Here is a 25,152-nt window from a genome sequence, read left to right as displayed (position 1 = left end):
CTGCTTTTGCCGTATTGCTCGTTACAAGCATGTCGTAGGAGGAAAGTACCGTCTCGAGGCGGCGCTGGCCGATCGCTATGTTCGCGCAAGGCATGTTTGTCAGTTTGCCATATAGCTATTGCCCGAAGCAGGCCGCCCCTTGGTGGAATCACCGAAGGCGGAATGCATCGGACTAAGGTGTAAGGGGTTCGTCGCATTCTCTTGAATGCACGGTGATCCGACACAATTCTGTGGTTCTTGAGCGCAAGCGCATCGGGCCGCAGATCCATTTTGACGAGACTGCGGAACGCCGTCCGACCGGGCGGCGCCGTTTTATGCATTCGGCTTAAGCTTGCCACGGTCCAGTCCGAAATTCGCACCGGAGGCAGGAAAAGAATGAGGTTGCGAATTTCGGGTTCGGGATGATCGTGAGCGACTCAAACGACAACGGCGCGGTACAATTCGGCCGCAATGAAAACGCGAGCAACGGGCCGATCATTCCGAAATCGGCGAATGAGGCGCTGCGCCCGGAAAAAGTGCCTCAGCCCCCGAAGCGGTCGCGCAAAGCCCGCAGCCAGGTCGTAATCTTCCTGAACTTCGTCATGACCGTTATTGTCTTTGCCGCGCTCGCTGCCGCCGGCACGGTCTACTACGCGATGCATCAGTACGAAAAGCCGGGCCCGCTGCAGGCGAACCAGAACTTCATCGTCAGGGGCGGTGCAGGGATGAGCGAAATCGCAAGTGGCCTCGAGCGCAACAACATCATCACCGATGCGCGCGTCTTCCGCTTCGTCTCGGAAGCCTACCTCGACAACGAAACGCTGAAGGCCGGCGAATATGAGATCAAGGCCGGCTCGTCGATGCAGGAAGTCATGCAGCTTCTGAAGTCGGGCAAGTCGATCCTCTATTCGGTTTCCCTGCCGGAGGGGCTGACCGTCAAGCAGATGTTCCGTAAGCTTTCCGACGACCAGGTTCTGGTCGGTGATCTGCCGACCGAGTTGCCGGCAGAAGGTTCGCTGATGCCCGACACCTACAAGTTCACCCGTGGCACCAAACGCAGCGAGATCGTCCAGCAGATGGCTGCAGCCCAGAAGGTCCTGGTCGATCAGATCTGGGAAAAGCGCGATCCGGACCTGCCGGTTTCGACCGTCGAGGAGTTGGTGACGCTTGCGTCGATCGTGGAGAAGGAGACCGGACGCGCCGATGAACGGCCGCGGGTTGCCTCCGTATTCATCAATCGTCTCGACAAGGGCATGCGGTTGCAATCCGATCCGACGATCATCTACGGCATATTCGGCGGTGACGGAAAGCCTGCGGACCGCCCGATCCTGAAGTCCGACATCGACAAGCAGACGCCTTACAACACTTACATCATCAAGGGCCTGCCGCCGACGCCGATCGCCAATCCCGGCCGCGCGGCACTGGAGGCAGTCGCCAATCCGTCGCGTACGCCGGAGCTATACTTCGTTGCCGACGGCACGGGCGGCCACGTCTTCGCCGAGACGCTCGACGAGCACAATGCCAATGTCCGGCGCTGGCGCAAGGTCGAGGCTGAGCGTGCCGCGGAAGCGGCCAAGGCCGGACAAGACGGCGCGGCAACTGCACCGGATGCGACGGCAGCACAGCCGCAATAACCAAAGCCTCCATTGTGGACGGACGAATCGCGGCGCGGATATCCCTTGCGGGATGGCGCGCCGTCGCCTTATTGCTTCTGTTGAAACTGAGAAGGAGGCAAAGATGCCGCTCCAATCGATGACCGGCTTTGCCCGCAGGGAAGGCAGCAGCGGCCGCCGCCGTTGGGCCTGGGAGCTGCGCTCGGTCAATGGCAAGGGTCTCGACCTCAGGCTGCGGTTGCCGCAGGGCCTGGAACGCTTCGAGCCTGAAGTGCGCAAGCTTACGGCCGACTGTTTTTCCCGCGGCAATCTCCAGATTGGCCTTTCCGTCAGTGGCGGCGAGTCTGCGGTGGAGGCTGTGGTCAATCAGGGGGCACTGACAGCCGTCCTCAATTTGCGAGACCAGCTTGGCGACCTCGTCGATTCGGCGCCTCTGAAGTTCGACACGCTGCTTTCGATCCGCGGTATCGTTGATTTCCGCGAGCCGGAAGAAAGCGAAGAGGAGCGCGCCGCCCTGGACGCCGATATCCTCGAAGGGCTGAGGTCGGCACTTTCAGACTTGCGCGCGATGCGTGAAGACGAAGGGGCCTCTCTCTGTCAGATCCTGCTTGCGCAGATTGAAGGGATCGAGAGCCTGACGGCGACCGTCGAGGCGGATCCATCGCGCAGCCCGGCGGCGATTGCCGAACGACTGGCGCAGCAGGTGGCGCTGATCATGGACAATGGCTCGACACTCGATCGCGAGCGCCTTTTCGCCGAAGTGGCGCTGCTTGCCACCAAGGCAGATCTCAGGGAAGAGATCGACCGGCTCGGCTCCCACATTGCCGCTGCCCGTGACCTCTTGTCCAAGGGCGGCCCTGTCGGCCGCAAGCTCGATTTCCTGGCACAGGAATTTAACCGAGAATCGAATACCATCTGTTCCAAGTCGAACGCTGCCGCCGTATCGGCCGCCGGCATCGAACTGAAGGTCGTCATCGACCAGTTCCGCGAACAGGTCCAGAATCTGGAGTAAAGCATGAACCCGGCGACCCCTTCGCCCATCAAGATTGCCCGCCGCGGGCTGATGCTCGTGATTTCCTCGCCGTCCGGCGCCGGAAAATCGACCATTGCGCGCAATCTTTTGGAAGCCGATCCGGAGATGAGCATCTCCGTCAGCGTGACGACGCGCCAGCGGCGTCCGAGCGAGATCGACGGGCGGCACTATCACTTCAAGACGATCCGCGAATTCGAAGCGCTCCGGGCGACCGATTCACTGCTCGAATGGGCCGAAGTGCACGGCAACTTCTACGGAACACCGCGCGACGCCGTCGAGGCGGCGATGGCCGCCGGCCGCGACATGCTCTTCGACATCGACTGGCAGGGTGCCCAGCAGCTTCAGGAGAAGATGGCTGGCGACGTTGTCTCGATCTTCATCCTGCCGCCGTCGATGACCGAGCTGCAGTCGCGCCTGCATCGGCGGGCCGAGGACAGCGAAGAGGTGATCGCCACGCGCCTCGCCAACTCGCGGGCCGAAATCGAGCATTGGCGGGAATACGACTACATCGTTCTCAACGACGATCTCGACCGCGCCTTTTCGGCGGTCCGTTCGATCGTCGAGGCCGAGCGTCTGCGCCGCGACCGGCGTCCCGGCCTGTTCGAATTCGTCAACGGGCTGCTGACAGAAAATCCGTTCTAGAACAATACGCGTTCCCATGAACGCAAAAAGCTCGCCCTGGAACCTTGGTTTCGGGGCAGCGTTCCGCCAAATGCGCACCCGCGTGATCGCGGGGCCGCTCCAAGGCGACGTACATCGTCATTCCGATTGCGGTCGGCTGCGCGTCCACATGCGAAACTGATCTTAGCCGTTCCAACGACCACGGAACGGCTCTGTCTTTTTGGACGTTGGTGCTTCAGCCGAGGCAGTTGGCCAAGTGGCAGAATTCTTCCACCGAAAGTGTTTCGGCGCGCCGCTGCGGGTCGATGCCGGCTTTTGCGAGCAGCGCCTCACCACCGAGCGGCTTCAGGCTCTGACGCAGCATCTTGCGCCGCTGACCAAAAGCGGCGTGCGTCACTTTCTCGAGTGCCGAGATGGCGCAGGGGATCGGGTTTTCGATCGGCTCCAGATGAACCACCGACGACGTGACTTTTGGCGGCGGGGTGAAGGCCTGCGGCGACACGTCGAACGCCATCCGTGCCTGCGTACGCCAGCCGCAGAGCACACCCAGCCGTCCATAGTGGTCGTCGTCCGCTTCGGCGACGATCCTGAGGCCCACTTCGCGCTGGAACATCAGCGTCATCGACTGCCAGAACGGAGGCCAATGCTGCGGCAGCAGCCAGTTGACGAGGAGCTGTGTGCCGACATTGTAGGGAAGGTTGGCGATGATCTTGACCGGTTCACCTTCGGCAAGTGTTTCGAAGGGGGTCTTCAACGCGTCGCCCTCGATCACCTGCAGCCGGTCGGGATAATGCGCGCCGATTTCGGCAAGCGCCGGCAGGCAGCGCGAGTCGCGTTCGATCGCGATGACCTTCTTCGCACCGAGCGCGAGGATGGCGCGCGTGAGGCCGCCCGGTCCCGGGCCGACTTCGATGACAGTCACCCCTTCGAGCGGACCGGCCGTCCGTGCGATTTTCTGCGTGAGGTTGAGGTCGAGCAGGAAGTTCTGCCCGAGCGCCTTCTTGGCGTCGAGGCCGTGACGCTGGATGACGTCGCGTAAGGGGGGAAGACCGTCGAGCGCGGCCATCAGGGGATATCTCCAGGTGCAGTGGCCGCAATTGTCGCGGCAAGGTCGAGTGCGGCCCGCAGGCTATCATCGCGGGCAATGCCCTTGCCGGCGAGATTGAAAGCCGTTCCGTGGTCGGGCGAGGTGCGGATGAAGGGTAGGCCGAGGGTGACGTTGACGCTGTCGTCGAAGCCGAGCGCCTTGGCCGGAATGAGTGCCTGGTCGTGGTACATGCAGATGGCCACGTCGTAGCTGGCGCGCGCCCTGTCGTGGAACATCGTGTCGGCCGGCAGCGGCCCCACCGCATCGATGCCCTCGGCACGCAGGCGGTCGACCACGGGGCGGATGATTGCATCGTCCTCGAGACCGAGTGCGCCGCCTTCACCTGCATGTGGATTCAGCCCGGCGATCGCAAGTCTCGGGCTGTCGAGCCCGAAGCGGTCGCGCAAGTCGGCGGCCGTTATCGCACAGGTCCGGTAGACAAGCTCCGGCGTCAACTGTTTCGGCACGTCCTTCAGGGGGATGTGGATCGTGACGGGTACGGCGCGCAGTTTCGGCCCGGCCAGCATCATGACAGGCAGAACCAGTTGCCCGGTCGCTCTTTCGGCGAGATCCGCCAGATACTCGGTGTGGCCGGGGAAGCGGAAGCCAGCATCGTAGAGCACGGCCTTGGCGATCGGATTCGTCACAACGGCCGAGGCATCCCCGGCGAGCACCAGCCGCACCGCCGTATCGATCGCGGTGATCACCGCGGAAGCGTTTGCTGCATCCGCTTTGCCCGCAACGACCGACGCGGGGCAGGGGATCGGATACACCGGCAGCGCGCTGTCGAACGCCGAAGCAGCGCTCGCGCAATCCGTCTCGCGGATCGGCACGGTATAGCCTAGCATGGCCGCTCGCGCGGCAAGCACCGAAGGATCGCCGATGAACAGGAAAGGTGCCGTCGCGTTGTCGCGGCGGCCGAGCCAGGCCGAAAGACTGATGTCCGGGCCAATACCGGCCGGATCGCCCATGGTCAGGGCGAGGGGCCCGCCGGTTGATGCGCGCATGTTTCGGCTGTGCTTACTTGTTGACGATCTGCGCCTTCTTGCGCAGTTCGGCAAGATACTTCTCGCTGTTCGCGTCTCCGTCACCGGACTTCTTCTTGCCGATATCCTCGGCACGGAAGACGATTTCTGCGGCCGTATCGTCGTTGACTTCGCGCTTCTTGCAGATCGCCAGATATTCGACGCCCTTCTCGGTCACGCGGGTGCCGGTCGTGCCGTTTTCACTGGCCTTCTCGACCAACGGCTTCCATTCGTCCGGCAATTGCTGGGCGAGCATGCGGCCGAGGCTGCGGATCGAAACGTCGCGATAATTGGCGGCAAAAACCTTGGACGTCTCGCAACCCGGAAACTGTGAGCGCGAAGCATTGGCCTCGGCCTGGCGTTTCGCCGTAATGGCGCCGCGCTTCTTTTCCGGAATGACGAAGATGACCTGCTGCAGGAAGTACTCCGTGGTCACCGGCTTCTGACCGCCGCCTTCCATCATTCGCTTGACGAGGTCGGCGCCCTGCAGGCGGCTGGAACTGCCGTAACGGAAGTTGACCGCGCGCGGCCAACTCATCTGGACGGCGATGTACTGCTTGAAGTGATCAACACCGACGCCGGCCTGGTCGAGGATCTTGCCGAGCTGATCAGGCGAAAGCTTGTTGCCTTTGGCAAAGCGCACAAATGCAGCGTCGACATCCTGGGTGCTTACCGACTGACCGATACGGGCAATTTCTGCACGCTGCAGGGTCTCGTCGACCAGTTGCTTCTTCGCCTCTTCTGCTCCGCCCTTTTCGCGACGCAGCTTCAAGAAGGCAACGCGCTTGGCGATGTCGCCCGAGGTGATCACCGTGTTGTTGACCGTTACCTTGACCTGGCTCGCCGCTTGCGCGCCCGTGCAGGCCGCAATGCTCAAGCCTCCGGCCAAGGCCAGTGCTGATAGTGTCCTCAAGACCGACATTTTCCCGCCCATTATATCTTCCTGTTCGCCGGACGATCTCCGTCGCCGGCCTTTTTGCCTGCTGGCGTTGCGCCGCTGCCTAAACTTGTCGGAGGAAATGCATAATACATGCGGCCAAACGATGACAAGACCGTTTGATCAGCTTCAAATTCAGGCAAGCGGGCGAACTCTGGAGCTCACCCGCCTGTTTTTACGGCTTTAATAATAGTCCAGCTCTTCGAAATTGGTGTCGCCGACGTTGACGTCACCGAGGGTGCGGAAGCTGATTCTGGCGCCGATCGACCAGTCGTTTGCCACCGTGCTGCCGGTATCGCGCTCCTGCTTGTAGACAATCGAGAACAGCGTGTCCTGGTCGTCATAGGTGATGCCGAAGCCGTTTCGCGAGATGACATCGTTGTTGATGTCATAGGTGATCGCACCGAAGACCGACCAATAGTCATGGAACTTGTAGGCGGCAGCGGTCTGGATTTCGTCCTGATCGACCTGAGAACCGTAGAGCGGTTGCGCTTCGATGCGCGTATAGGTCATCGCCGCTTGCCAGGTCAGACCGAGATAACCGACCGTGGCATCGGCGCGACGCAGCGCCAGATCACGTTCGTCAAGACGACCCGAAAGGCTTGCCATCAGGCCGGAGGGCGCATCGATGCCGAACATGGCGACGTAGTCCGAACTCCTCGTCTCCAGACCGGAGTTGGCGCCCGCCTTGACCAGATCGTCGGTCGCGAACGAGTTCAGGCCACCCAGATGGAAGGACTGGCCGATGATGCTGCGCAGGCCGTAGCCGCTGTCGAGCGTACCGGTATAGCGCATGCCGACGTTGGCGCGGGTGCCACCCTCGATGCGGTCGAAGCCCGAGAACTTGTCACGGTCGAAGAGGTTCGTCGCGTCGAAGACGAAGCTCTGGGCGTCTTCGTTCGGCAGGCCGCCGGCATATTGTTCGTCAGGCCGCGCATAAAGCTGGGCGATTGGCTCAAGCACGTGGCTGCTATTCTCGCCGACGAACAGGATCGGATAGCGCGCCTCGAGACCGGCCGTCAGCATACGCCGCGTCGCCGCATCGGCCGTGTTGTAGTCACCAGTGTAAAGCGGTCCCGGCGCGTCCATGTTGAGCCCTAAGGCATCGCCGCGAGCCGCAAGCAGCGGCGTGAGCACGAGGCCACCCGGCGCAATGAAGGTCCGCTTCCATTCGAGTTCGCCGGTCAGGCGGTGGGAGGTCCCCTCGAGCCCGCGGAAACGATCGACGACACCGGGGATGGTTTCGAGATCCAGTCGGTTGCGCTTGACGTTCGTGAAATTGATCGTTGCCGAAAGCTCGCCGCCCAGCACGGGCTGTGGTGCCTTGTAGGAATAGTCAAGGACCTGCGTAACCGGCTGCTGGTTTTCCTTGATGCTATTGGCGTCTGCGTCCTGGATGTCGAAGTAGAAGGCGCGCAGGTCGAAGTAATTGCGCTTGCCGAGCCCGGTCAGGTAGGCCTGGTTGACGTAGGTCGTGCCGTCGAACTTCGACAGTTCGTAGGTCTTGGCGAAGTTGGCATCCGACTGAACGAGTACGTTCCAGCCGAAAGACCAGCGCGGATTGATCTCGAACTTGCCTTCTGACGCAATCATCCCACGGTTGGTATTCAGCGCATCGATGGTGCCGGGCGTGAACTTTTCCCTGTCGAGCTGGCTGATGCCGGCGACGTTCAGGGTATGCATGCCGTTGTGGAAGCGCTGGCGGAACTCGCCCTCGAGCAGGAAGCCCTGCCGGGTCAGGCCCGTCAAGGTTGCCGTCGCGTCCATGTAGGGCGAGATCGCCCAGTAATAGGGAACACCGACGCCGACGCCGAGCTTCTGCGCGGAGCGGAATGTCGGGAACAGAAAGCCGCTCTTACGTTTCACCGTATGATCGGGCAGTTCCATCACCGGGATATAGGCGATCGGCTTGCCGAAGAGTTCGAAGCGGGCATTCTCCAGGCGGATGGTGCGCGTGCGACCGTTCTGGATAACGCGCTGGGCCTTGATATGCCACAGCGAACGATGCTCCGGCTTCGTCGAGCAGGGCGTGCAGGCCGTGTAGACAGCCTCGTTCAGGATGAATTCCTCACCGTTCCGCCGCTCGCCGCTGGTCGCGGCAAGTCGGGTCAGGTCGGTGGTCTCGATGCGCATCTGCTCAAGGAAACCGTCGCCGAAATCGTCCGTGACGTCCATCTTGTCGGCGTAGACGATATTGCCGCCCGGCTCGATGAACTGGATTTCCCCGGATGCATAGATGCGGCCGTTCTTCTGGTCGTATTCGACCTGACGGGCCACCATCTTGTAGCCGCCGTAGTCGATCTGCACGTTGCCGCGCACGATCACCTTTTCGGCGTCCTTGTTGTAGACGAGCTCATTGGCGGACAGAAGCAGCTTGGCATCCGTCGGCATGTTCGGGCGCAGCGAATCGAGGCGATCCGAAGTCTGCTGCGCCATGGCAGGGGCACTCATTCCCATGGCAAGTGTCTGCAGCGCCACGCCTGCAAGCAGGGTCGCGTTGATCAGCGTCATGCGTTTGCGGTTCACTACCGCCACTAGCCATCCTCCTGATTTAAAAGAATCGTCGAGCCCAGCGCCATCGCTACAACAACTGGCAACCAGGCTGCAACGAAAGGAGGCACAATGCCGCTGCTCCCGAATGCTTTGACAAGCACGGTGACGACATAAAGCACGAAGCCTGAAAGGATGCCACCGAGAATTACCGAGCGCGATTGGTTGAACCGGCTAAATTTCAGCGACACGCAGGCAGCGATCAGCGTCATGGCGACAAGAAGCAGCGGCAGCGACAACATAGAGTGGAATTGGGTTTCCATGCCGTTTGTCGAAAAGCCGAAGGAGCGAGCCACTTCGATTTTGCGCGGCAGGTCAAAAAACTGAATGGAATCAGCCTTTGCAAGACGTTCCTGAACAAACTCCGCCTTCAGATTGGTGGCAAGCTGTGCTGTTTTCAAACGTTGCGGAAGCTGTCCGTTGCGCGTTTCCGTTACGTCGTTAAGAAGCCAGTAACCATCTTCGAGTTTCGCCGAGGCAGCATCCTGTCTCAGAATGATCGAACCCTGTGGATCAAAGTGGATGACGGTGACGTTGATCAGCGTCGTTCCGTTGTCCTGAACCGAGCGTGCGCCGATGATCGTATCGGTGCCGTTGTAGATCTGGCGCAGCCACGGGATCGACCCCGCGTCCGCCGACCGCGTGGAGCCCCACTCCGCCAGCAGGGCCTCGCCGCGCTTCGTCCCCCAGGCCGCGAGCGGGTTGAGTGCCACGACGGCCAGCACACCGAATAGGAACGAGCCAAGGACGAACGGGCGCAGGAACTGCCAGACGGAGATACCTGCCGCGCGGGTGACAACGAGTTCGTAGCGCCGGTTGAGCGAGATGAGCGCCGCCATCGCCGAAAACAGCGCAACGAAGGGGATCGTTTGCTGGAGGATCAACGGTATTCTAAGGGCGGTCATCAGCAGCGCGCCCGTAATCGTGTAGCGCGGCAGATTTGCCAGGCGACTCGCCTGTTCGCTGAAATCGATGATGAAGATCAAGGAGAAGATGCCGACGAGGAACCAGAAGGTGGTGACCACGTAGCGTATGAAGAAGTAACGGCCGAGCGTTCCCATCATGACGGTTGCCCCTTCTCGGCATCGGGCCGCATGAGGCGCAGGCGTACCAGAAGCTCCTGCAATTTTTCCTGTCCGGTCATCGGAATGTCGAGCCGCTTGTTGCTCATGAGTTGATGAATGCAGAGCGCGCCCGCGACCAGCGGTACGACATACATCAACGGCACGAACCAGACGGATTCCTCGGCGCTGTTGCCGGCGTAGAATGTCATCCACCTGATCAGCAGCGCCGTACCGAGCGCACTGACCAGCGGATGAACGCGAGCCTCACGGTGGGAGCGGGCGTCGCTGCTGAACACAAGCGCGATCAAGCCGAACAGCAGCGGAAAGGTCCATTCCGTCAGGCGGCGATTGAGTTCGGCTGTGAAGGCGAGCGGGTTGTTCTTATACACCTGATCGTCAGGAGCCGGGTTGATGAGGCCGGGCAGGTCACGATCCTTTGCCCGAATCGTCGCCTCGCGCGTTGCCTTGGTCATGTCGGCGAGATCGAAGGCGTAGGAATCGAACTTGATGATCGACACGCTGCCATCGGGCAGCTTGCGCTGCACTTCGCCGTCCTTCATCACCAGCGCCGAACTCTTTTCGTCAATGGCGCCCTCGCGGGCATAATAGACAAGCTCGAAGGCCGGATTGCGCGAATCGGCAACGAAGATGCCCTGCAGCACGCCACCTGCGCGCCGTGCGCCAACCTGAACGAACAGATTGTCGGCAACCTTGCGGAACGTATTCTCCTGGACGACCGATGACAGAAGATCGGCGTTTGCCGTTGCCAACATCTTGCGCAGGGCGACGCGGGAATAGGGTTCGACGAAGTTGTCGACGACGAAGGAAAGCACGCTGAGGCCGGCTGCGAGATAGATCACCGGCCGGATGATCGCCATGCGCGAACTGCCGGCGGCGTTGAGCACGGTCAGCTCCGAATCGGTGTTCATCGTGGTCAGCGTCTGCGTGACGCCGATGACCAGCGCAAAGGGCAGAATGATCGTGAGAACCGACGGCAGGATCAGGGTCGCCACCTTGGCAAAGGCCAGGACGGACTGACCATTGTCGGTGACCAAATTGACGTTGGTAAGCGCCTGCGTCGTCCAGACGATGCCAAGCAAAGGCAGGAGCGTTGCAAGGAACATGATCACGGCACGCCGGAAGATGTAGCGTTCGATCAGCTTCATGCCCGTGTCCGGTCCAAATCCTGCTCATGTTTCTGTTTCGGCGGCGGTACCGGGACAGAGCCTGTCCGTGCCGCCAAACCGAAGGCCGGTTCTCGCCGCTCAATCCATGTTGCCCAGATCGTGGAGCAGCAGGGATAATTTATGACGAAGAACCTCGGTTAACCGCATGTAAACATCCAGGGGCATCTTGCCAAGCGGTTGAAAAGCGAGAAGGGTGCCGACCACAGCTTTGACGGTGGCGAATGTTGCGAATATTTTCCACTGTAACCGCCCGGTAACAGGGCGGGCCACCACAGGCTCCGCCGTGTCGTCTGGATGCGTCGTGCAGCCCCGATCACTCCGCCTGGCGCCGGCTCTCATGAAGATCCTTCTTGATTTTCAGGGTTCGGCGCATGGGCGCGTCCTATCCGGAGTTTTTCATGCCAATGAAGTTCGAGTTCACTTTTGCCAAGTCCCACCGGCCAAGCGGCGGCGTTGCCGTGCTTTTGAAGGCCTCGGGAGGGCAATTGGCGGCTGGCGCCGACGTTGCCGATCCCGAAGGCGTGGTGGCAAAGGCAGCCAAGGTGAAGAAGTTCAGCGGCAAGGCGTTCTCCACGCTCGACATCGTCGCGCCCCACGGCTCTCCGGCCGATCGAATCATCGTGCTCGGCATCGGGGAAGCAGACGCACTGACGGATCATGACTGGCTGAAGGCCGGCGGCGCCGTGGCAGCCAAGCTCGGCTCTGCCGACAAGGTGACGGTCTTCATCGACGCGCCCGACGTCGACGTTACCGGCAAGGCCGCGGCCGATTTTGCACTCGGCATGGAGATGAACGCCTACAGCTTCGACGGATACAAGACCAAGAAGGGCGAAGACGACGCGAAGTCGGGCGGTAAGCCGGTCAAGGTGACGATCGTCACGGGCACCGTGATTGCTGCGAAGAAGGCGTTTGCCACGGCTGAAGCCCTCGGCCAGGGCGTATTCCTGGCCCGCGATCTGGTAAACGAGCCGGCCAACGTGCTCGGCCCCGTCGAGTTTGCCGCCAAGGCGAAAGAGTTGGAGAAGCTCGGTGTCGAGGTCGAGATCCTCACCGAGAAGGAAATGAAGAAGCTCGGCATGGGTGCGCTGCTCGGTGTTGCTCAAGGCTCCACCCGCCCGCCGCGCCTCGTCGTGATGCAGTGGAAGGGCGGCAAGTCCAAGGAACGGCCACTCGCCTTCATCGGCAAGGGTGTCGTCTTCGACAGCGGTGGCATCTCGATCAAGCCCGCCGCCGGCATGGAAGAGATGAAGGGCGACATGGGCGGTGCTGCAGCGGTCACCGGCCTGATGCATGTGCTCGCCGCCCGCGAAGCCAAGGTCAACGCCGTCGGCATCATCGGCCTTGTTGAAAACATGCCCGACGGCAGCGCCCAGCGTCCGGGTGACATCGTCACCTCTATGTCCGGCCAGACGATCGAGGTGATCAACACCGACGCCGAGGGGCGCCTCGTGCTTTGTGATGCGCTCTGGTACTGCAACGACCGCTTCAAGCCGCAAGCGATGATCGATCTTGCAACGCTGACGGGCGCGATCATGGTTGCGCTGGCGACCCATCACGCCGGTCTGTTTTCGAACGACGATCGCCTCGCCGGGCAGCTTCTGGCCGCTGGCATTGCGACGCACGAACGGCTGTGGCGCATGCCGCTCGGCAAGGAATACGACAAGATGATCGACAGCAAGTTCGCCGACATGAAGAACACCGGCGGTCGCCACGGCGGCGCGGTGACGGCAGCGCAGTTTCTGCAGCGCTTCGTCAAGGATACGCCCTGGGCGCATCTTGATATCGCCGGCACCGCCATGGGTGCGCCGACCGACGAGGTCAACCAGTCCTGGGGATCGGGCTTTGGCGTGCGGCTGCTCGACGAACTCGTGCGCGCAAGCTACGAGTCCTGAGCGGCATTGCCTGTCGAGATGAAAGGCGGCAAGAGATCGGCATGACCGAGATCCTGTTCTATCACCTGACGGAATCGAAACTTGAAGACGCGCTGCCGCCGCTGCTCGACAAGAGCGTCGAGCGCGGCTGGCGTGTCGTCGTCCAGACGATCGGCGCCGAGCGGCGCGACGCCCTCGATACGCATCTTTGGGTCTATCGGGACGAGAGCTTTCTGCCGCATGGCACGGACGCCCAGGAGTTCGCGTCAGACCAGCCGGTGCTGCTGGTGGCCGACGACAGCAATGCGAATGCGGCAACGGTCCGCTTTGTCATTGATGGCGCCAGCCCGCCCGAGGTTTCGGTCTATGAGCGTATCGTCTTCATGTTCGACGGTTACGATCAGGAGCAACTCGAAGGCGCGCGCAGTCATTGGAAGCGGCTGAAAGGCGAGGGGCATAACCTGACCTACTGGCAGCAGAACCGAGACGGGCGCTGGGAAAAGAAGGCCTGATCCGACCCAATTTTTGCAATGAAAAAGCCCGCGGCATGTGCTGCGGGCTTTGCTGTCTTCGGGCCGTTGAGCGGCTTAGTCGTGAAACGCCTCGACGAACTTGCGCTTGCCGAGCATGAAGGCATCGGCAACATGCCGCAACGGCGCAAGATCGACGTCCGATTTGCGCGCCTTGATGATCTCGGCGAAGCGCCGGTAGAGCATCGGATACTCCTGCTCCGGCTCCTGGTGAACGAGCTTGCCGTCGATGGCGAGTTTGGAGCCGCCCTCCGAAAGGACCATTTCGCCCGCCGTCGTTTGAGCGACGATGTCCCAGCTCTGCTTGCCGGTCTGCCGCCAATCAAACTCGGCGGAAACCGGCAGCTTGCGGGCGTCGGCGAAGGTGATGCTGGCGGCGATCGGTGCATCTCGATTTTCCGGGAATTCCAGAACCGCCGAGGTCACGAACAGCGGACGCGGCAGGATGTGGGTCACGATCGAGAGCGCGTTGATACCGGGATCGAAGACGCCGAGGCCGCCTGCGGCCCAGATCCACTCCTGGTTCGGGTGCCAGTGCCTGACATCCTCCTTCCAGATGACCTTGACGTCGTTGATCGTCGTCGTCGACAGGAACGTCTTTGCAGCTTCTACCGCCGGCGCATAACGGGAGTGCCAGCTCGCAAACAGCGACAGCCCCTTTGCCGCTGCCAGCGCTTCCAGGTCAGCGACTTCGCTCAGCGTCGCGCCGGGCGGCTTTTCCAGGAAGACGTGCTTGCCGGCTTCCAGTGCGGCGCGCGCGGCTTCGTAGCGATACTGCGGCGGCATGCAGAGCGAAACTGCGTCGATTGCGGGCACCGCTTCGAGCATCGCCTCGATCGACTTGAAATTGTCGATGCCATCGACCGTTCCGTGCCGGCTTGCGGCGGCGATCAATTGGTAGTCGCTGTTCTTGGCGATCGCCGGCAGATGCTGGTCACGAACGATCTTGCCGACGCCGACAAGGGCAATTTTGATGGGGGTCATGGTGTTTCGCTCGATTAGTATGATTTATTGACGGTTCTTGTAGCAGATTGCGCAAGCGGGGCAAGCGCCACCGAACAACCGCCCGGGCCGCCCTCGGCAAGGAAATCGGCCTGGCGTCATTCCCTGGGCGCGCGCCCGCACTAGCTCTACCATCGGACGTGCGCTGCCGTCGCGTCAACCGTGCCGGCGACGGGGCGAATTGAGAGTTTTCGAGGAGTTGACCATGCAGCATGAAATTCGTCGCGCCAGTCGTGCCGAACTCGATGTCATCGTCGAATGGGCGGCCGAGGAGGGATGGAACCCCGGGTTCGACGATGCCGGAGCCTTCTGGGCGACAGATCCTGGTGGCTACTGGATCATGGAGGGGCAGGACGCGCCGCTCGGCGCGATCTCGCTGGTTCGATACGACGAAAGCTATGCGTTTCTCGGCTTCTTCATGACCCGGCCCGAATATCGCGGAAGAGGAATCGGCCGGCAATTGTGGCGGCAGGCCATGTCTGCCGCCGGCGGGCGCATCATCGGTTTGGACGGCGTGGTCGCTCAGCAGGAGAATTATCAGAAGGCCGGATTTGCCTACGCACACGCAAACATCCGCTACGGCGGCATCGTCGATGCGAGCGAACCGCCAGGCACAGACGTGATCGATGTTGCCCCGGTGCACATGTCGCTTTTGGCCGACTACGACCGCCGTTTCGTTCCCGCCCGTCGTGATGCCTTTCTCGGCGAATGGCTGAAGCATACGGGCGGGCGCCGAAGCATGGTGCTCCTGCGCGACGGACAGATCGGTGGATACGGGACGATTCGGGCGTGCCGCACCGGCTTCAAGATTGGGCCGCTTTTTTCCAACAACGAGACAGGCGCCGACCTGATTTTTCGCAAGCTTGCGGCCAGCGCCGCCGGTGGCGAGATCTTTCTCGATGTCCCTGAGCCGAACGCCTCGGCCAAGGCATTGTGCGATCGCTACAATCTGCGACCGGTGTTCGAGACGGCGCGCATGTATCGTGGCCCCGATCCGGATCTGCCACTCGCCAGAATCTACGGCATCACGACCTTCGAACTCGGGTGAAGCGCGCCCGGCTGGAATGGAGCGAGCCAACAGGCCCGCGCCCCAGGACCGTCTTGGGCTGCCGCATCGTCTCAGCCGGCCATCGCCTCTTCGTACTCGGCCGAGAGTTCCAGCCACTGCTCTTCGGCATGCGCAAGCTTCGTTGCCGCGTCGGAGCGTTCCTTGGCCTTTTGTGCCGCCTTTGCCGGTGCCTTTTCGTAGAGCGCCGGATCTGCCAATTCGACATCAAGTGCCTGAATCAGTTTCTCCAGTTTTCCGGTCAAGGATTCGATTTCATTGATCTTCTTGCGCAGTGGCGCCAGCGACGCGCGCTTGTCGGCGTTGGCCTTGCGCTGGTCGGCCTTGGAGAGATTGTCATCAGCGCCCAGGACCTTGATCTTGTCTTCCTTCGGCTTCGGACCGCCGACGATCAGGCTGCGATAGTCTTCCAGGTCGCCGTCATAGCTCGTCACCGTTCCGTCGCGCACCAGCCACAGCCGGTCGGCGGTCGCCTCGATCAGGTGGCGATCGTGCGAGATCAGGATCACCGCGCCGGAATAGTCGTTGAGTGCGGTGATCAGCGCGTTGCGGCTGTCGATATCGAGATGGTTGGTTGGCTCGTCGAGGATCAGCAGGTTCGGCGCTTCGAAGGCGGCAAGGCCCATCAGCAGCCGCGCCTTTTCGCCGCCTGAGAGGTCCTTGGCCGGCGTTTCCATCTTTTCGGTCGCAAGCCCCATCTGCGCCACGCGAGACCGCACCTTGGCTTCCGGTGCGTCCGGCATGCGCCGGCGCACGTGCTCGACGGCACTTTGCGTCGGGATGAGGTCGTCGAGCTGATGCTGGGCGAAGAAGCCGACCTTCAGGTTCGGCGCGATCTTCAGCTCACCCGCCTCGGGCGCCAGGCGTCCGGAGATGAACTTGGCAAAGGTCGACTTGCCGTTGCCGTTCGAGCCGAGCAGCGCGATGCGGTCGTCGGTGTCGATGCGAAGGTTAAGGCGCTTGAGGATCGGCTTGCCTGGCTCGTAGCCGACGCTGCCGCCGGTGACCGCGATGATCGGCGAGGCGGCTTCCTTCTCCGGATCTGGGAAGGAGAACCCTTGGACATGATCCTCGATCACGGCCGCAATCGTGCCCATGCGCTCCAGCGCCTTGACGCGGCTTTGCGCCTGGCGCGCCTTGGTCGCCTTGGCCTTGAAACGGTCGATGAAGCTCTGCAGGTGCTTTCGCGCCGCGTCGTTCTTGGCTTTCGCCTTCATCTGCAGTTCGTCGGCTTCCGCCTTCTGCCGCTCGAACTGGTCGTAGGGCCCGCGATAGAAGGTCAGCTTCTTCTGGTCCAGGTGCACGATGGCGTTGACCGCCGTGTTGAGCAGGTCCCGGTCGTGACTGATGATGATGACCGTGTGCGGGTAGCGGCGAATGTAGTCCTCGAGCCAGAGCGTGCCTTCAAGGTCGAGATAGTTGGTCGGCTCATCGAGCAGCAGCAGGTCCGGCTCGGAAAACAGAACGCCGGCCAAAGCCACGCGCATCCGCCAGCCGCCGGAGAAGGACGAGGCGGGGCGAAGCTGGGCTTCGTGATCGAAGCCGAGGCCGGCAAGAATGCTTGCGGCGCGTGCTTCGGCCGAGTGGGCGCCGATATCGGCAAGGCGCGTCTGGATTTCGGCGATGCGATGCGGATCGGTCGCGGTTTCGGCCTCGGCGATCAGCGCCGAACGTTCCTTGTCGGCCTTGAGCACGATCTCGATCAGCGGCTCCTCGGTGCCAGGCGCTTCCTGCGCCACCTGGCCGATACGGGCATTTTTCGGCAACGAAACGCTGCCGGCTTCGGACGCAAGTTCGCCGGTGATGATGCGAAACAGCGTTGATTTGCCGGCTCCGTTGCGGCCCACGAGCCCTGCCTTCGTGCCCGCCGGAAGCGTCACGGATGCGTTTTCGATGAGGAGACGTCCCGCAATGCGGGCGGAAAGGCCGGAAATCTGGATCATTGCGGCCTTTTGCCCGGACTTCAGCGGGAAGGCAAGAGGCGCGACCCCGGCCGCACTCGCCCCGGCACCCATCCGACGTCCAGTCTCGATTTCAAGGGGGTATTGTTATCGATTTTTGAACAAGGCGTTCCGTCTATCGATACTACACATCCTCATCGTGAGGGACCATCTCATAAACGGAAGGGCGGAGAGCGCTCTTCCGACCGCCTCAGTTGACTGAACGCCATTGGCAAGAGGCCCCGCGTTCCGAGGGACAACTGATCCGGCCACAGACGATTTAGATTTTAGCTGAAACCTTGTTCAAACGAACAAGCCTCCCAGGAGTGAAGACCATGAAAACTGCAATCCAGACCGCTCTTTCCGCCGCTCTCGTTGCCACCGCCATCTTTGGCGGCGCTTCTGCCGCCTTCGCTGGTGGCAGCTACTACGAAGGCGCCAGCCCGACGCCGCTTTACACCGAGCGCACGCCTGCCGTCACCGGCAAGTCGTCCTTTACCATCGGCAGCTCGGAAGCCGGGTATGTCGATCGCAACAGCACCGGTTCGATCGTGAACTACGGCGTAGCTCCGAAGCCGGTGCAAGGCGGCGAGGGCGAATATTACCAGGGCCTTTCGCGCTAAGTGCGATGAGCAGGGGTGCGGGTCTTCATCCGCACCCCATTTCAAGGGATTTGATCGATCCTCGTCGTGCGTTTATGACACGGCCCGCTGGGCGCCCATGAGGGCACAGCCTCCGACGACATCCCATCTCCACCAAGGAACAGATTTATGAAGAAGTCGATTGCCGCGGCGCTCGTCGCGACCGCCGTGGTTGGCGCTGCATCTGCCGCTGTCGCCGGCGGTAACAGCCACGAGAACGCGCGCTTCGTGCCGCGCTTCATGGCCCATGCCGAGGCCTCCGCGGGGACAGGTGTGTCTGCAAGCTCTGCGGGCCTTGGTGACTATGACGCCGCCATGGGCAATCGATCCATCGATGCGACGGCAACCGGCGCGATCACAGCCGGTCACGCCAAGGACGGTGAAAACAACCAGTAAGTCACGCCAGACGGTTGACCGAGCAACCCGGTCCCGCCATGCGGGGCCGGGTTGTTTCGTTTTGGCGATGCCAATGAGGTAAATTGCCATGACAGAAAAAATCGAAGTCGCCGAGCGGCTCTTCGACCTCTACCACTGCGTTCATCGCCTGGTGAACACGTCTATGTCCGAAGAGGGCGTCTCGCTCGCGCGCAGCAAGTTCCTGTTCTACCTGAGCACGCTTGGCCCGTGTCGCTGCGCGGATATCGCCTCGGCGCTTGGTTTTGCGGCGAGGACTGTTACCGAGGCGATCGACGGCCTTGAACGGGATGGCATGGTCGTGCGTGAACCGGACCCGGAAGATCGCCGGGCCAAGATCATCTCTGTTACGGATCGTGGCCGCCAGGCGCTGGAGGCGGCTCTGCTGCCGCGTCATCGCACGCTTGATGAGTTGTTTTCGGCGCTCAACGACTGCGAGCGCAATGAACTTTTTCGCCTGCTTGGCTGTCTTCGTGAGAAGGCGTCGGAGATCGATGACGGCCGCCAGCCGGAAGCCGCCTGATAGACGCTCTGGCGCGTTGGAGCGCCGTGCGTTCATATGAACGCACTAAGGACGCTCTAGCACTTTGATTCTAGAGCATCTTTCTGCCTCAAGTGATTCCACTTGAGAGCAGGATGCTCTAGGCGGCGTGGTGGCCGTAGGTCTTCGCCAAGTTCCGGCTGAGCGCCGCCGAATAGCTGAGGATGCCGTTGCCGCCGCGGGCGCCGGCAAGCGCCAGCTCTGCCTGACCCAACAGTTCGGCACTCGTCGACGCCGCGTGCGCGACGGTGATGCCGGCTGCAAGCGAGAGCGTTTCTGCCGTATGCGCGCGGTCGGGCAGGGGTATACGCAGTTCTTCCACCGATTGCCTGAGGCGCCGGGCGATGGCCTCGGCGTTTTCGCCGCTGACGTCGCGGCAGAGGAACGCGAAGTCCTGTTGACCGATGCGAGCGACGAAATCGTTCTTCTTGACCGACTTGCGGAAAAGCGCGGACAATTTGGCAAGCGCTTTGGCTGCAATCGCACCGCCATGTCGGTCGGCGATCTCGCGCAGCCCTTCAACCGAGGCGACGAACAAGGCTAGCGGCTGGTCGAGGCGCTCGGTTTCGAGGACGGTGTCGAGCTTGGCCGTCAAGGCCAGGCGGTTCGGAAGCCCGGTCGCGGGATCGCGCGTCAACGGCCGGCGGCTTTCGGCAAAATCGCCCTCGAGGTCGCAGAAGCGGTGCACACTGCTCTCCAGCGCCAGCTGCAGCACACCCTCTTCGTTCATCAACCGGCCTGCCGCATCGCGCAGTCGTGCTGCGTCATCGGCGAATTCCGACAGTGAGGCGACCGGATCTGTGGCGAGCCGAGCCGCAAAATGGTCGAGTTCGTCCTTGAACGCATGCCGCTGTGCGCGCGCGTTCTTGAGCCTGCTTGCCGCATCGGCAAGTGCTTGCTGGGCTGCCGCCCTTGCCCGGTCGGCTGCCAGCGCTGCGTGCGCGATGAGGTGATGCTTGAGGCCGAGCGCATCCAATGCGTCCTGCTCGGGGTTCTGGCCGAGGGCTGAAAGCTCACGGGCAAGCTGAGGCAGACGGCCAGAGAGCGCTTCGTAGAAGAGCTCGTAGTTGCGGGGCAGCGCGGCAATGCCGTGCGCTGACATCGACTGCGCCACTTTCAGAATGATTGCCGCCTGCCGTGCCTGCGACCGGCCGGCGTCCGCCGGAACTTGCATGGTCATTCTGTTGTGGTCCCCGGTGTCTGGCAGACGGATGTCTGCTTTCAATCTCGTGCCACTATGGGAAGACCGCATTTAAGGGAGTCTGAAGATTTCGCCGGCTGGCCGAGCGCTTCCCGGTATGGTTGCTGAAATCTACCCCAGGCCGGCGGACGCAACCCCGCATCGCGAACCTTGGCCCTCGCAGTTGTTTTAGGCCACGTTTATACTTGACGACTTTAGTCATCAATTATAAGCCGCCGTGCTAATCGGGCGGGGGCCCGAGGCAACAGCGATGGTTTTGCGATGTCCCTCTCGTTCATTGACGATCTTGAGACCTGGGGCGATCGGCCGGCGCTGGTCGTGCCCGGAAGACCGATCGTCAGCTACCGTGAACTGAGTGAGCGCGTCGCCCGCCAGGCGCTTGCCTTTGCCGGACCGCGCGGCTTGGTGTCGCTGGAGGCCGAGCTCTGTGAACATGCGATCGTCGCCTATCTCGCCGCGCTGAAGGCTGGCCATGCCGTGGCGATGCAGGCGCCGAAGAGTGGCTCGACCGGTTCATGGACCGATGCCTTCGATCCCGACTACGCCTTCCGCCGGATCGACGGCCGCTGGCGCACCGAATACCTTCAGGACGGTGGCCAGGAGCCGCATCCCGATCTCGCGCTGATGCTCTCGACCTCGGGCAGCACCGGCAATGGCAAGGCGGTGCGGCTCTCACGACAGAACGTGTCGGCCAACGCCGCATCGATCTCCCAGTATCTGGGTTTGACGGCGGATGATCGCGCATGTCTCATCCTGCCACTTCATTATTCCTATGGCCTGTCGGTCCTGAACGCCCATCTCTCGGTCGGTGCCAGCCTCTACATCCCGGGCGGCTCGATCCTTGATGCGGGCTTTCTCGACGGCTTCGCAGCCAGCGAAAGCACCAATCTCTCCGGCGTGCCTTACTCCTTCGAGTTGCTGGAGAAGATCGGGTTTCGCGAGCGCCGGTTTCCGCGCCTGCGTTTCATGACGGTCGCCGGCGGTCGGTCGAGCCGCGATGTCATCCGGCACTACAACGACCATCTGCGGGCGCAGGGTGCTGCGTTTTTTGCCATGTACGGACAGACGGAGGCGACCGCGCGCATTGCCTATGTGCCTCCGGCGAAGCTCGCCGGCAATGAGGACCGGATCGGTATCGCGATCCCTGGTGGCAGCCTGGCAATCAAGAGTGAGGCAGGGCAGCCCATCGACAAGACGGGCGTGGCTGGCGAACTCGTCTATCGTGGCCCGAACGTGATGATGGGCTATGCCGCCTCGCGTGCCGACCTCGGGCGCGGCGCCGACCTGACCGAACTTCGCACCGGCGATCTCGCAATGCGCCATGCGGACGGCCTGTTCCAGATTGTCGCCCGCATGAAGCGCTTTTCGAAGATTGCCGGCCTCAGAATCGCCCACGACGCGTTGGAGGCGGCGTTGGAAAAGCGCGGCATCGCCGCGGCGGTGGTCGGTGACGACGCCGGGCTGCATGCCTTCTATTCCGGCGGCCGCAAGGCCGATGATATCAGGCGCATTCTGGCAAAGGAGAGTGGCCTGACGCTCGCCCACCTGAAGGCGACGTCGCTTGCTGAGATACCCCGGCTTGCCAGCGGCAAGGTCGACTACAACGCCCTCAACATGGCCGCCCGCCAGTCAGCAGCCAGCGATGACGACGACGATGGCGGCGTCGAAAATCTCTTCGCCCAGGTCTTCTATCCGAAGAAGGTCAAGCGCTCCGACAGTTTCGTTTCGCTCGGCGGCGACTCCTTGCGCTTCGTTCAGCTCTCGGTCGGTCTGGAAAAGGCGCTAGGCGATGTACCGGAGGCCTGGGCGACGCTGTCGATAGCGGAGCTTTCGGCTGTACAGCGTCGTGAATCCGCCACGCGGCGGATCGGCACGGACCTCGTCATTCGGGTACTGGCCATCCTTCTCGTCGTGCTGCACCACGAAACCCTGTGGCCGCTTCCGGGTGGATCGGCGGCGATGGTCATTCTGGCCGGCTTCAGTCTCGCGCGTTTCCAGATGGGGCCGTTGCTTTCCGGCGACAGCCTGGCGGTCCTGCGTCCGCTGGTGCAGATCCTCGTACCCTACTATCTCATCGTTGCGGCTTACACGGTCGTCTGGGGCGAAGTGCCCTGGGCCTCGGTATTCCTCGTCGGTAACTTTGGCCTGGCTCTGCCTGAAACGCATGACATGGTGCCGTATCTCTACTGGTTCATCGAAGCCTATTGCCAGATGATGCTGGTTTTCGCAGGCCTGTTTGCGGTCCCGCAACTCCGAAGGTTCGTTTCGGCCAAACCCTTTGCCGCCGGCATGACGCTGCTTTTGGTCGCTCTCGCGTCAAGGCTTGCGCTGCCGCTGCTCTGGCAGATCGGCAATCGCCAGATCTTCACGCTGCCCTGGATCTTCTACCTCGCCGTCATCGGCTGGTGCGCGGCCGTGGCCGAGACTGCAAGGCAGAGGTTTGTGTTGCTGGTGACAGGAACGGGCGCCTTTTTGTTCTTCGGCCTCTATGAAGGTGTCTGGATCGGCACGAAGATCAAATACCTGCTGCAGGTCGCGGTCCTTGCGGCGCTGCTCTATCTGCCGCGTATCACGGTTCCCCGATGGGGCGCGCAACTGATCCTGCCGCTTTCGGCAGCAGGTTTTCACATCTACATCCTGCACCGCTTCGTGCCGGAACTGCTGATGGTGCCTTTGCAGCCGCTGGTGTCGCCTGTCGTCTTCTCCGTACTTTCCATCGCCGGCGGCGTGGCATTTGGCCTTGCCGCCTGGCTCGCTCAGCGCCTTCTTCTGAAAAAGCTGACCGCGTGGCGCGAGCGCGAGGCGCGCCCGCTCCGATCGATTGGTCTCGGCGCATCGCGCTTCCCGCTACGCCCAATGTAGCCCTTCGCCTCGCAGGAAATACGCCAGATCCAGCGTCAGGGACGGGCGCCCGAGGGCTGTCAGCGTCGCATGGGCCTGGCCGCGATGGTGGGTCTGGTGGTTGAAGAAATGCGCAAGTGTCGGCCCGAGCCTCTGCCTGATCTCGACCGGGTTGCTGAGGGGGGTGTAGGTCAGTTCGGCGCCAATCCTTTCATCGTTCAAGCCGTCGATCCATTCGATGATGCGCTCGTCTTCGGCGGCCCGCGCGTCGGTGAGGCTCGCAAGATCGTGATGAAGGATCGTGTCGAGGGCTGTCGGCGCGTCGCCCTTGCGTGTGAAGCGCTTCATCCAGACCCGGTCGGCGACAAGGATATGGTTGAGGGTGGCCAGCAACGAGCCGAAGAAGGCGCCCCGGCTTTCCTGTAGCTCGGCCTCGCTCAGTTCGGCAGCAGCGCGATAGACGTGGCGGTTTGCCCAGCGGTTGTAGTCGGCAAACATGCGAAAATGGTCGTGCATCGATAGTCTCCTTTTGGGGGCGACCCTAGCGCGGATCCGCATTTCAGGGGCTGATATCACTCATGAATTTTACTGATTTGATCGTGGCTTCTCTTTGTCGTTCAACAGGGGCAACAATTGACCGGGAGTTCAAATGACGAGGAAGCTCTATTCGCTTTGCGGTGCCGACAGGACGCGCCCGTTCTCGCCGCATGTGTGGAAGACGGCGATGTCGCTCGCTCACAAGCAACTGGACTTCGACACCGTGCCGCTCGGCTTTACCGAGATCCCCGCGGTCGAAGATGGCGCAACCAGGCTGGTGCCGCTGCTACGGGACGGCGAGCGGCTGGTGAAGGACAGCTTCGACATTGCACTCTACCTGGAGGAGGCCTATCCGGAACGACCGCCATTGTTTGCCGGCGAGGGGGCGAAGGGGATCGCCCGCTTCGTCGAGGGCTGGTCACAGACGACCCTGCATCCCGCGATCACCCGCATCATTATCCGGGATATTCACGAACGTCTCGAACCGGTCGACCAGGCCTATTTCCGGCAGAGCCGCGAAAAACGCTTCGGCACGTCGCTCGAAGCGGTGGCCGAAAGCGGCGCGGCTGCTCTCGAAAGCCTGTCGGAAAAGCTCGAGCCATTGCGCCATATGCTGAAGTCCCAGGCCTTCCTGGGCGGTATGTCACCACTTTTCACTGATTACATCGTCTTCGGTGCGTTCCAGTGGGCGCGCATCGTTTCGCCGCAGCGTCTGCTCCAATCAGGCGATCCCGTGGCCGACTGGTTCGCGCGCTGCCTCGACCTGCACGATGGGCTCGGCCGGAGTGTGACGGCTGCGTGAAACCCGCCTGGCGCAAGCCGAATCATCGGTGGGGCCTCTTGTTTTGCGCGGGATTGGCGGCTAATGAACCGCCACTTTCCAAGAAACAAGGGATTGAGCCAATGGCTATTGAACGTACCTTCTCGATGATCAAGCCGGATGCGACCAAGCGCAACCTGACCGGCGCCATCACCAAGATGCTCGAAGATGCCGGCCTGCGCGTCGTCGCTTCCAAGCGCGTCTGGATGAGCCGCCGCGAAGCTGAAGGCTTCTACGCCGTTCACAAGGAACGTCCGTTCTTCGGCGAACTCGTCGAGTTCATGTCTTCCGGCCCGACCATCGTTCAGGTTCTCGAAGGCGAAAACGCCATTGCCAAGAACCGCGAAGTCATGGGCGCCACCAACCCGGCAAACGCTGACGAAGGCACGATCCGCAAGGTGCACGCTCTCTCGATCGGCGAAAACTCCGTTCACGGTTCGGACGCTCCGGAAACCGCTGCCGAAGAAATCGCCTACTGGTTCTCGGGCACCGAGATCGTCGGCTGATTCAAAATCTTCGGTTCGAGCCATAACGGCTTGAATTGAGAAGGATCTGAGCCGGAGCGGAAACGCTCCGGCTCAGACCGCTGACAAACCCGTCGATATTTTCGGCGGGTTTTTGTTTTTGTGGCAGGCATTTTTGTTCGGGCTGT

The 25,152-nt window shown here is 61.8% G+C and carries 23 protein-coding genes; 12 read left to right on the top strand and 11 right to left on the bottom strand.

Annotated features, from left to right (window positions below):
* Positions 1-407: 407 nt before the first annotated feature.
* The 3 genes from mltG to gmk all read left to right on the top strand — a co-directional run bounded on the left by mltG (position 408) and on the right by gmk (position 3,267).
* Complete coding sequence (gene mltG, locus MKZ91_RS05215) at positions 408-1,613, top strand: endolytic transglycosylase MltG (RefSeq protein ID WP_336168693.1); 1,206 nt, start codon at positions 408-410, stop codon at positions 1,611-1,613.
* 103 nt (positions 1,614-1,716) lie between these two features.
* Positions 1,717-2,604, top strand: a complete 888-nt coding sequence (locus MKZ91_RS05210) for a YicC/YloC family endoribonuclease (protein WP_336168691.1) — start codon at positions 1,717-1,719, stop codon at positions 2,602-2,604.
* 3 nt (positions 2,605-2,607) lie between these two features.
* Positions 2,608-3,267 carry a guanylate kinase gene (gene gmk, locus MKZ91_RS05205; RefSeq protein ID WP_336168688.1) on the top strand — a complete coding sequence of 220 codons (660 nt, stop codon included), beginning with the start codon at positions 2,608-2,610 and terminating at the stop codon, positions 3,265-3,267.
* A 214-nt stretch (positions 3,268-3,481) separates the two neighbouring features.
* Here gmk and rsmA read toward each other — a convergent pair whose 3' ends face one another.
* From rsmA to MKZ91_RS05170, 7 genes are all read right to left on the bottom strand, one after another.
* Positions 3,482-4,312, bottom strand: a complete 831-nt coding sequence (gene rsmA / locus MKZ91_RS05200) for a 16S rRNA (adenine(1518)-N(6)/adenine(1519)-N(6))-dimethyltransferase RsmA (protein ID WP_336168686.1) — start codon at positions 4,310-4,312, stop codon at positions 3,482-3,484.
* Positions 4,312-5,340 (bottom strand): 4-hydroxythreonine-4-phosphate dehydrogenase PdxA, encoded by a 1,029-nt coding sequence (gene pdxA / locus MKZ91_RS05195; protein ID WP_336168684.1) that lies wholly within the window; start codon positions 5,338-5,340, stop codon positions 4,312-4,314. The genes rsmA and pdxA overlap by 1 nt, the downstream gene beginning before the upstream one ends.
* A 13-nt stretch (positions 5,341-5,353) precedes the next feature.
* Positions 5,354-6,292, bottom strand: a complete 939-nt coding sequence (locus MKZ91_RS05190; protein WP_336168681.1) for a peptidylprolyl isomerase — start codon at positions 6,290-6,292, stop codon at positions 5,354-5,356.
* A 186-nt stretch (positions 6,293-6,478) separates the two neighbouring features.
* Positions 6,479-8,830 carry an LPS-assembly protein LptD gene (locus MKZ91_RS05185; RefSeq protein WP_336168676.1) on the bottom strand — a complete coding sequence of 784 codons (2,352 nt, stop codon included), beginning with the start codon at positions 8,828-8,830 and terminating at the stop codon, positions 6,479-6,481.
* Positions 8,830-9,909 carry an LPS export ABC transporter permease LptG gene (lptG, locus tag MKZ91_RS05180; protein WP_336168674.1) on the bottom strand — a complete coding sequence of 360 codons (1,080 nt, stop codon included), beginning with the start codon at positions 9,907-9,909 and terminating at the stop codon, positions 8,830-8,832. Before lptG ends, MKZ91_RS05185 begins: the two co-directional genes overlap by 1 nt.
* Entirely contained in the window at positions 9,906-11,075 is a 1,170-nt protein-coding gene (gene lptF, locus MKZ91_RS05175) for an LPS export ABC transporter permease LptF (RefSeq protein WP_336168670.1), read from the bottom strand. The genes lptG and lptF overlap by 4 nt, the downstream gene beginning before the upstream one ends.
* A gap of 99 nt (positions 11,076-11,174) precedes the next feature.
* On the bottom strand, positions 11,175-11,366 hold the full coding sequence (locus MKZ91_RS05170) for a hypothetical protein (protein WP_336168667.1): 192 nt from the start codon (positions 11,364-11,366) through the stop codon (positions 11,175-11,177).
* A 128-nt stretch (positions 11,367-11,494) separates the two neighbouring features.
* Here MKZ91_RS05170 and MKZ91_RS05165 point away from each other — a divergent pair, with 128 nt between their 5' ends.
* Both MKZ91_RS05165 and MKZ91_RS05160 read left to right on the top strand, forming a co-directional pair.
* Positions 11,495-12,988: a leucyl aminopeptidase gene (locus MKZ91_RS05165; protein ID WP_336168665.1), complete on the top strand. Its 1,494-nt coding sequence runs from the start codon at positions 11,495-11,497 to the stop codon at positions 12,986-12,988.
* Positions 12,989-13,029: 41 nt separating this feature from the next.
* Positions 13,030-13,479, top strand: a complete 450-nt coding sequence (locus MKZ91_RS05160) for a DNA polymerase III subunit chi (RefSeq protein WP_336168663.1) — start codon at positions 13,030-13,032, stop codon at positions 13,477-13,479.
* 75 nt (positions 13,480-13,554) lie between these two features.
* Here the strand turns inward: MKZ91_RS05160 and MKZ91_RS05155 are convergent, their stop codons facing one another.
* On the bottom strand, positions 13,555-14,481 hold the full coding sequence (locus tag MKZ91_RS05155) for a Gfo/Idh/MocA family protein (RefSeq protein ID WP_336168662.1): 927 nt from the start codon (positions 14,479-14,481) through the stop codon (positions 13,555-13,557).
* Positions 14,482-14,704: 223 nt separating this feature from the next.
* Here MKZ91_RS05155 and MKZ91_RS05150 point away from each other — a divergent pair, with 223 nt between their 5' ends.
* Positions 14,705-15,547, top strand: a complete 843-nt coding sequence (locus MKZ91_RS05150; RefSeq protein ID WP_336168659.1) for a GNAT family N-acetyltransferase — start codon at positions 14,705-14,707, stop codon at positions 15,545-15,547.
* Positions 15,548-15,618: 71 nt separating this feature from the next.
* Here MKZ91_RS05150 and MKZ91_RS05145 read toward each other — a convergent pair whose 3' ends face one another.
* Positions 15,619-17,508 (bottom strand): ABC-F family ATP-binding cassette domain-containing protein, encoded by a 1,890-nt coding sequence (locus tag MKZ91_RS05145; protein WP_336168657.1) that lies wholly within the window; start codon positions 17,506-17,508, stop codon positions 15,619-15,621.
* A 332-nt stretch (positions 17,509-17,840) separates the two neighbouring features.
* Here MKZ91_RS05145 and MKZ91_RS05140 point away from each other — a divergent pair, with 332 nt between their 5' ends.
* From MKZ91_RS05140 to MKZ91_RS05130, 3 genes are all read left to right on the top strand, one after another.
* Positions 17,841-18,128, top strand: coding sequence for a hypothetical protein (locus tag MKZ91_RS05140; protein WP_336168656.1), 288 nt, complete (start codon positions 17,841-17,843; stop codon positions 18,126-18,128).
* 147 nt (positions 18,129-18,275) lie between these two features.
* Positions 18,276-18,542 (top strand): hypothetical protein, encoded by a 267-nt coding sequence (locus MKZ91_RS05135; protein WP_336168654.1) that lies wholly within the window; start codon positions 18,276-18,278, stop codon positions 18,540-18,542.
* Between the two features lie 88 nt (positions 18,543-18,630).
* Complete coding sequence (locus tag MKZ91_RS05130; RefSeq protein ID WP_336168653.1) at positions 18,631-19,083, top strand: MarR family winged helix-turn-helix transcriptional regulator; 453 nt, start codon at positions 18,631-18,633, stop codon at positions 19,081-19,083.
* A gap of 118 nt (positions 19,084-19,201) precedes the next feature.
* Here MKZ91_RS05130 and MKZ91_RS05125 read toward each other — a convergent pair whose 3' ends face one another.
* A complete protein-coding gene (locus tag MKZ91_RS05125) occupies positions 19,202-20,281 on the bottom strand; it encodes a GGDEF domain-containing protein (protein ID WP_336168652.1) in 1,080 nt (359 codons plus the stop codon).
* A 282-nt stretch (positions 20,282-20,563) separates the two neighbouring features.
* Between MKZ91_RS05125 and MKZ91_RS05120 the strand changes: the two genes are divergently transcribed.
* The gene (locus MKZ91_RS05120) at positions 20,564-23,164 is read left to right on the top strand and encodes an AMP-binding protein (RefSeq protein ID WP_336168650.1); all 2,601 of its coding nucleotides are present in this window, start codon (positions 20,564-20,566) and stop codon (positions 23,162-23,164) included.
* Here MKZ91_RS05120 and MKZ91_RS05115 read toward each other — a convergent pair.
* A complete protein-coding gene (locus tag MKZ91_RS05115; RefSeq protein ID WP_336168648.1) occupies positions 23,150-23,659 on the bottom strand; it encodes a DinB family protein in 510 nt (169 codons plus the stop codon). The two genes, MKZ91_RS05120 and MKZ91_RS05115, sit on opposite strands and share 15 nt — an antisense overlap.
* 133 nt (positions 23,660-23,792) lie before the next feature.
* On the opposite strand from MKZ91_RS05115, the gene MKZ91_RS05110 reads away from it, so the two are divergent.
* Positions 23,793-24,482: a glutathione S-transferase family protein gene (locus MKZ91_RS05110; RefSeq protein ID WP_336168647.1), complete on the top strand. Its 690-nt coding sequence runs from the start codon at positions 23,793-23,795 to the stop codon at positions 24,480-24,482.
* A 101-nt stretch (positions 24,483-24,583) separates the two neighbouring features.
* Positions 24,584-25,006, top strand: coding sequence for a nucleoside-diphosphate kinase (gene ndk / locus MKZ91_RS05105; RefSeq protein ID WP_034803877.1), 423 nt, complete (start codon positions 24,584-24,586; stop codon positions 25,004-25,006).
* Positions 25,007-25,152: the final 146 nt, after the last annotated feature.

Origin of the sequence: Ensifer sp. MJa1 (assembly GCF_037026475.1) — a bacterium.
Classification (GTDB): Bacteria; Pseudomonadota; Alphaproteobacteria; order Rhizobiales; family Rhizobiaceae; genus Ensifer.
This window is presented reverse-complemented; position numbering and strand designations above follow the sequence as displayed.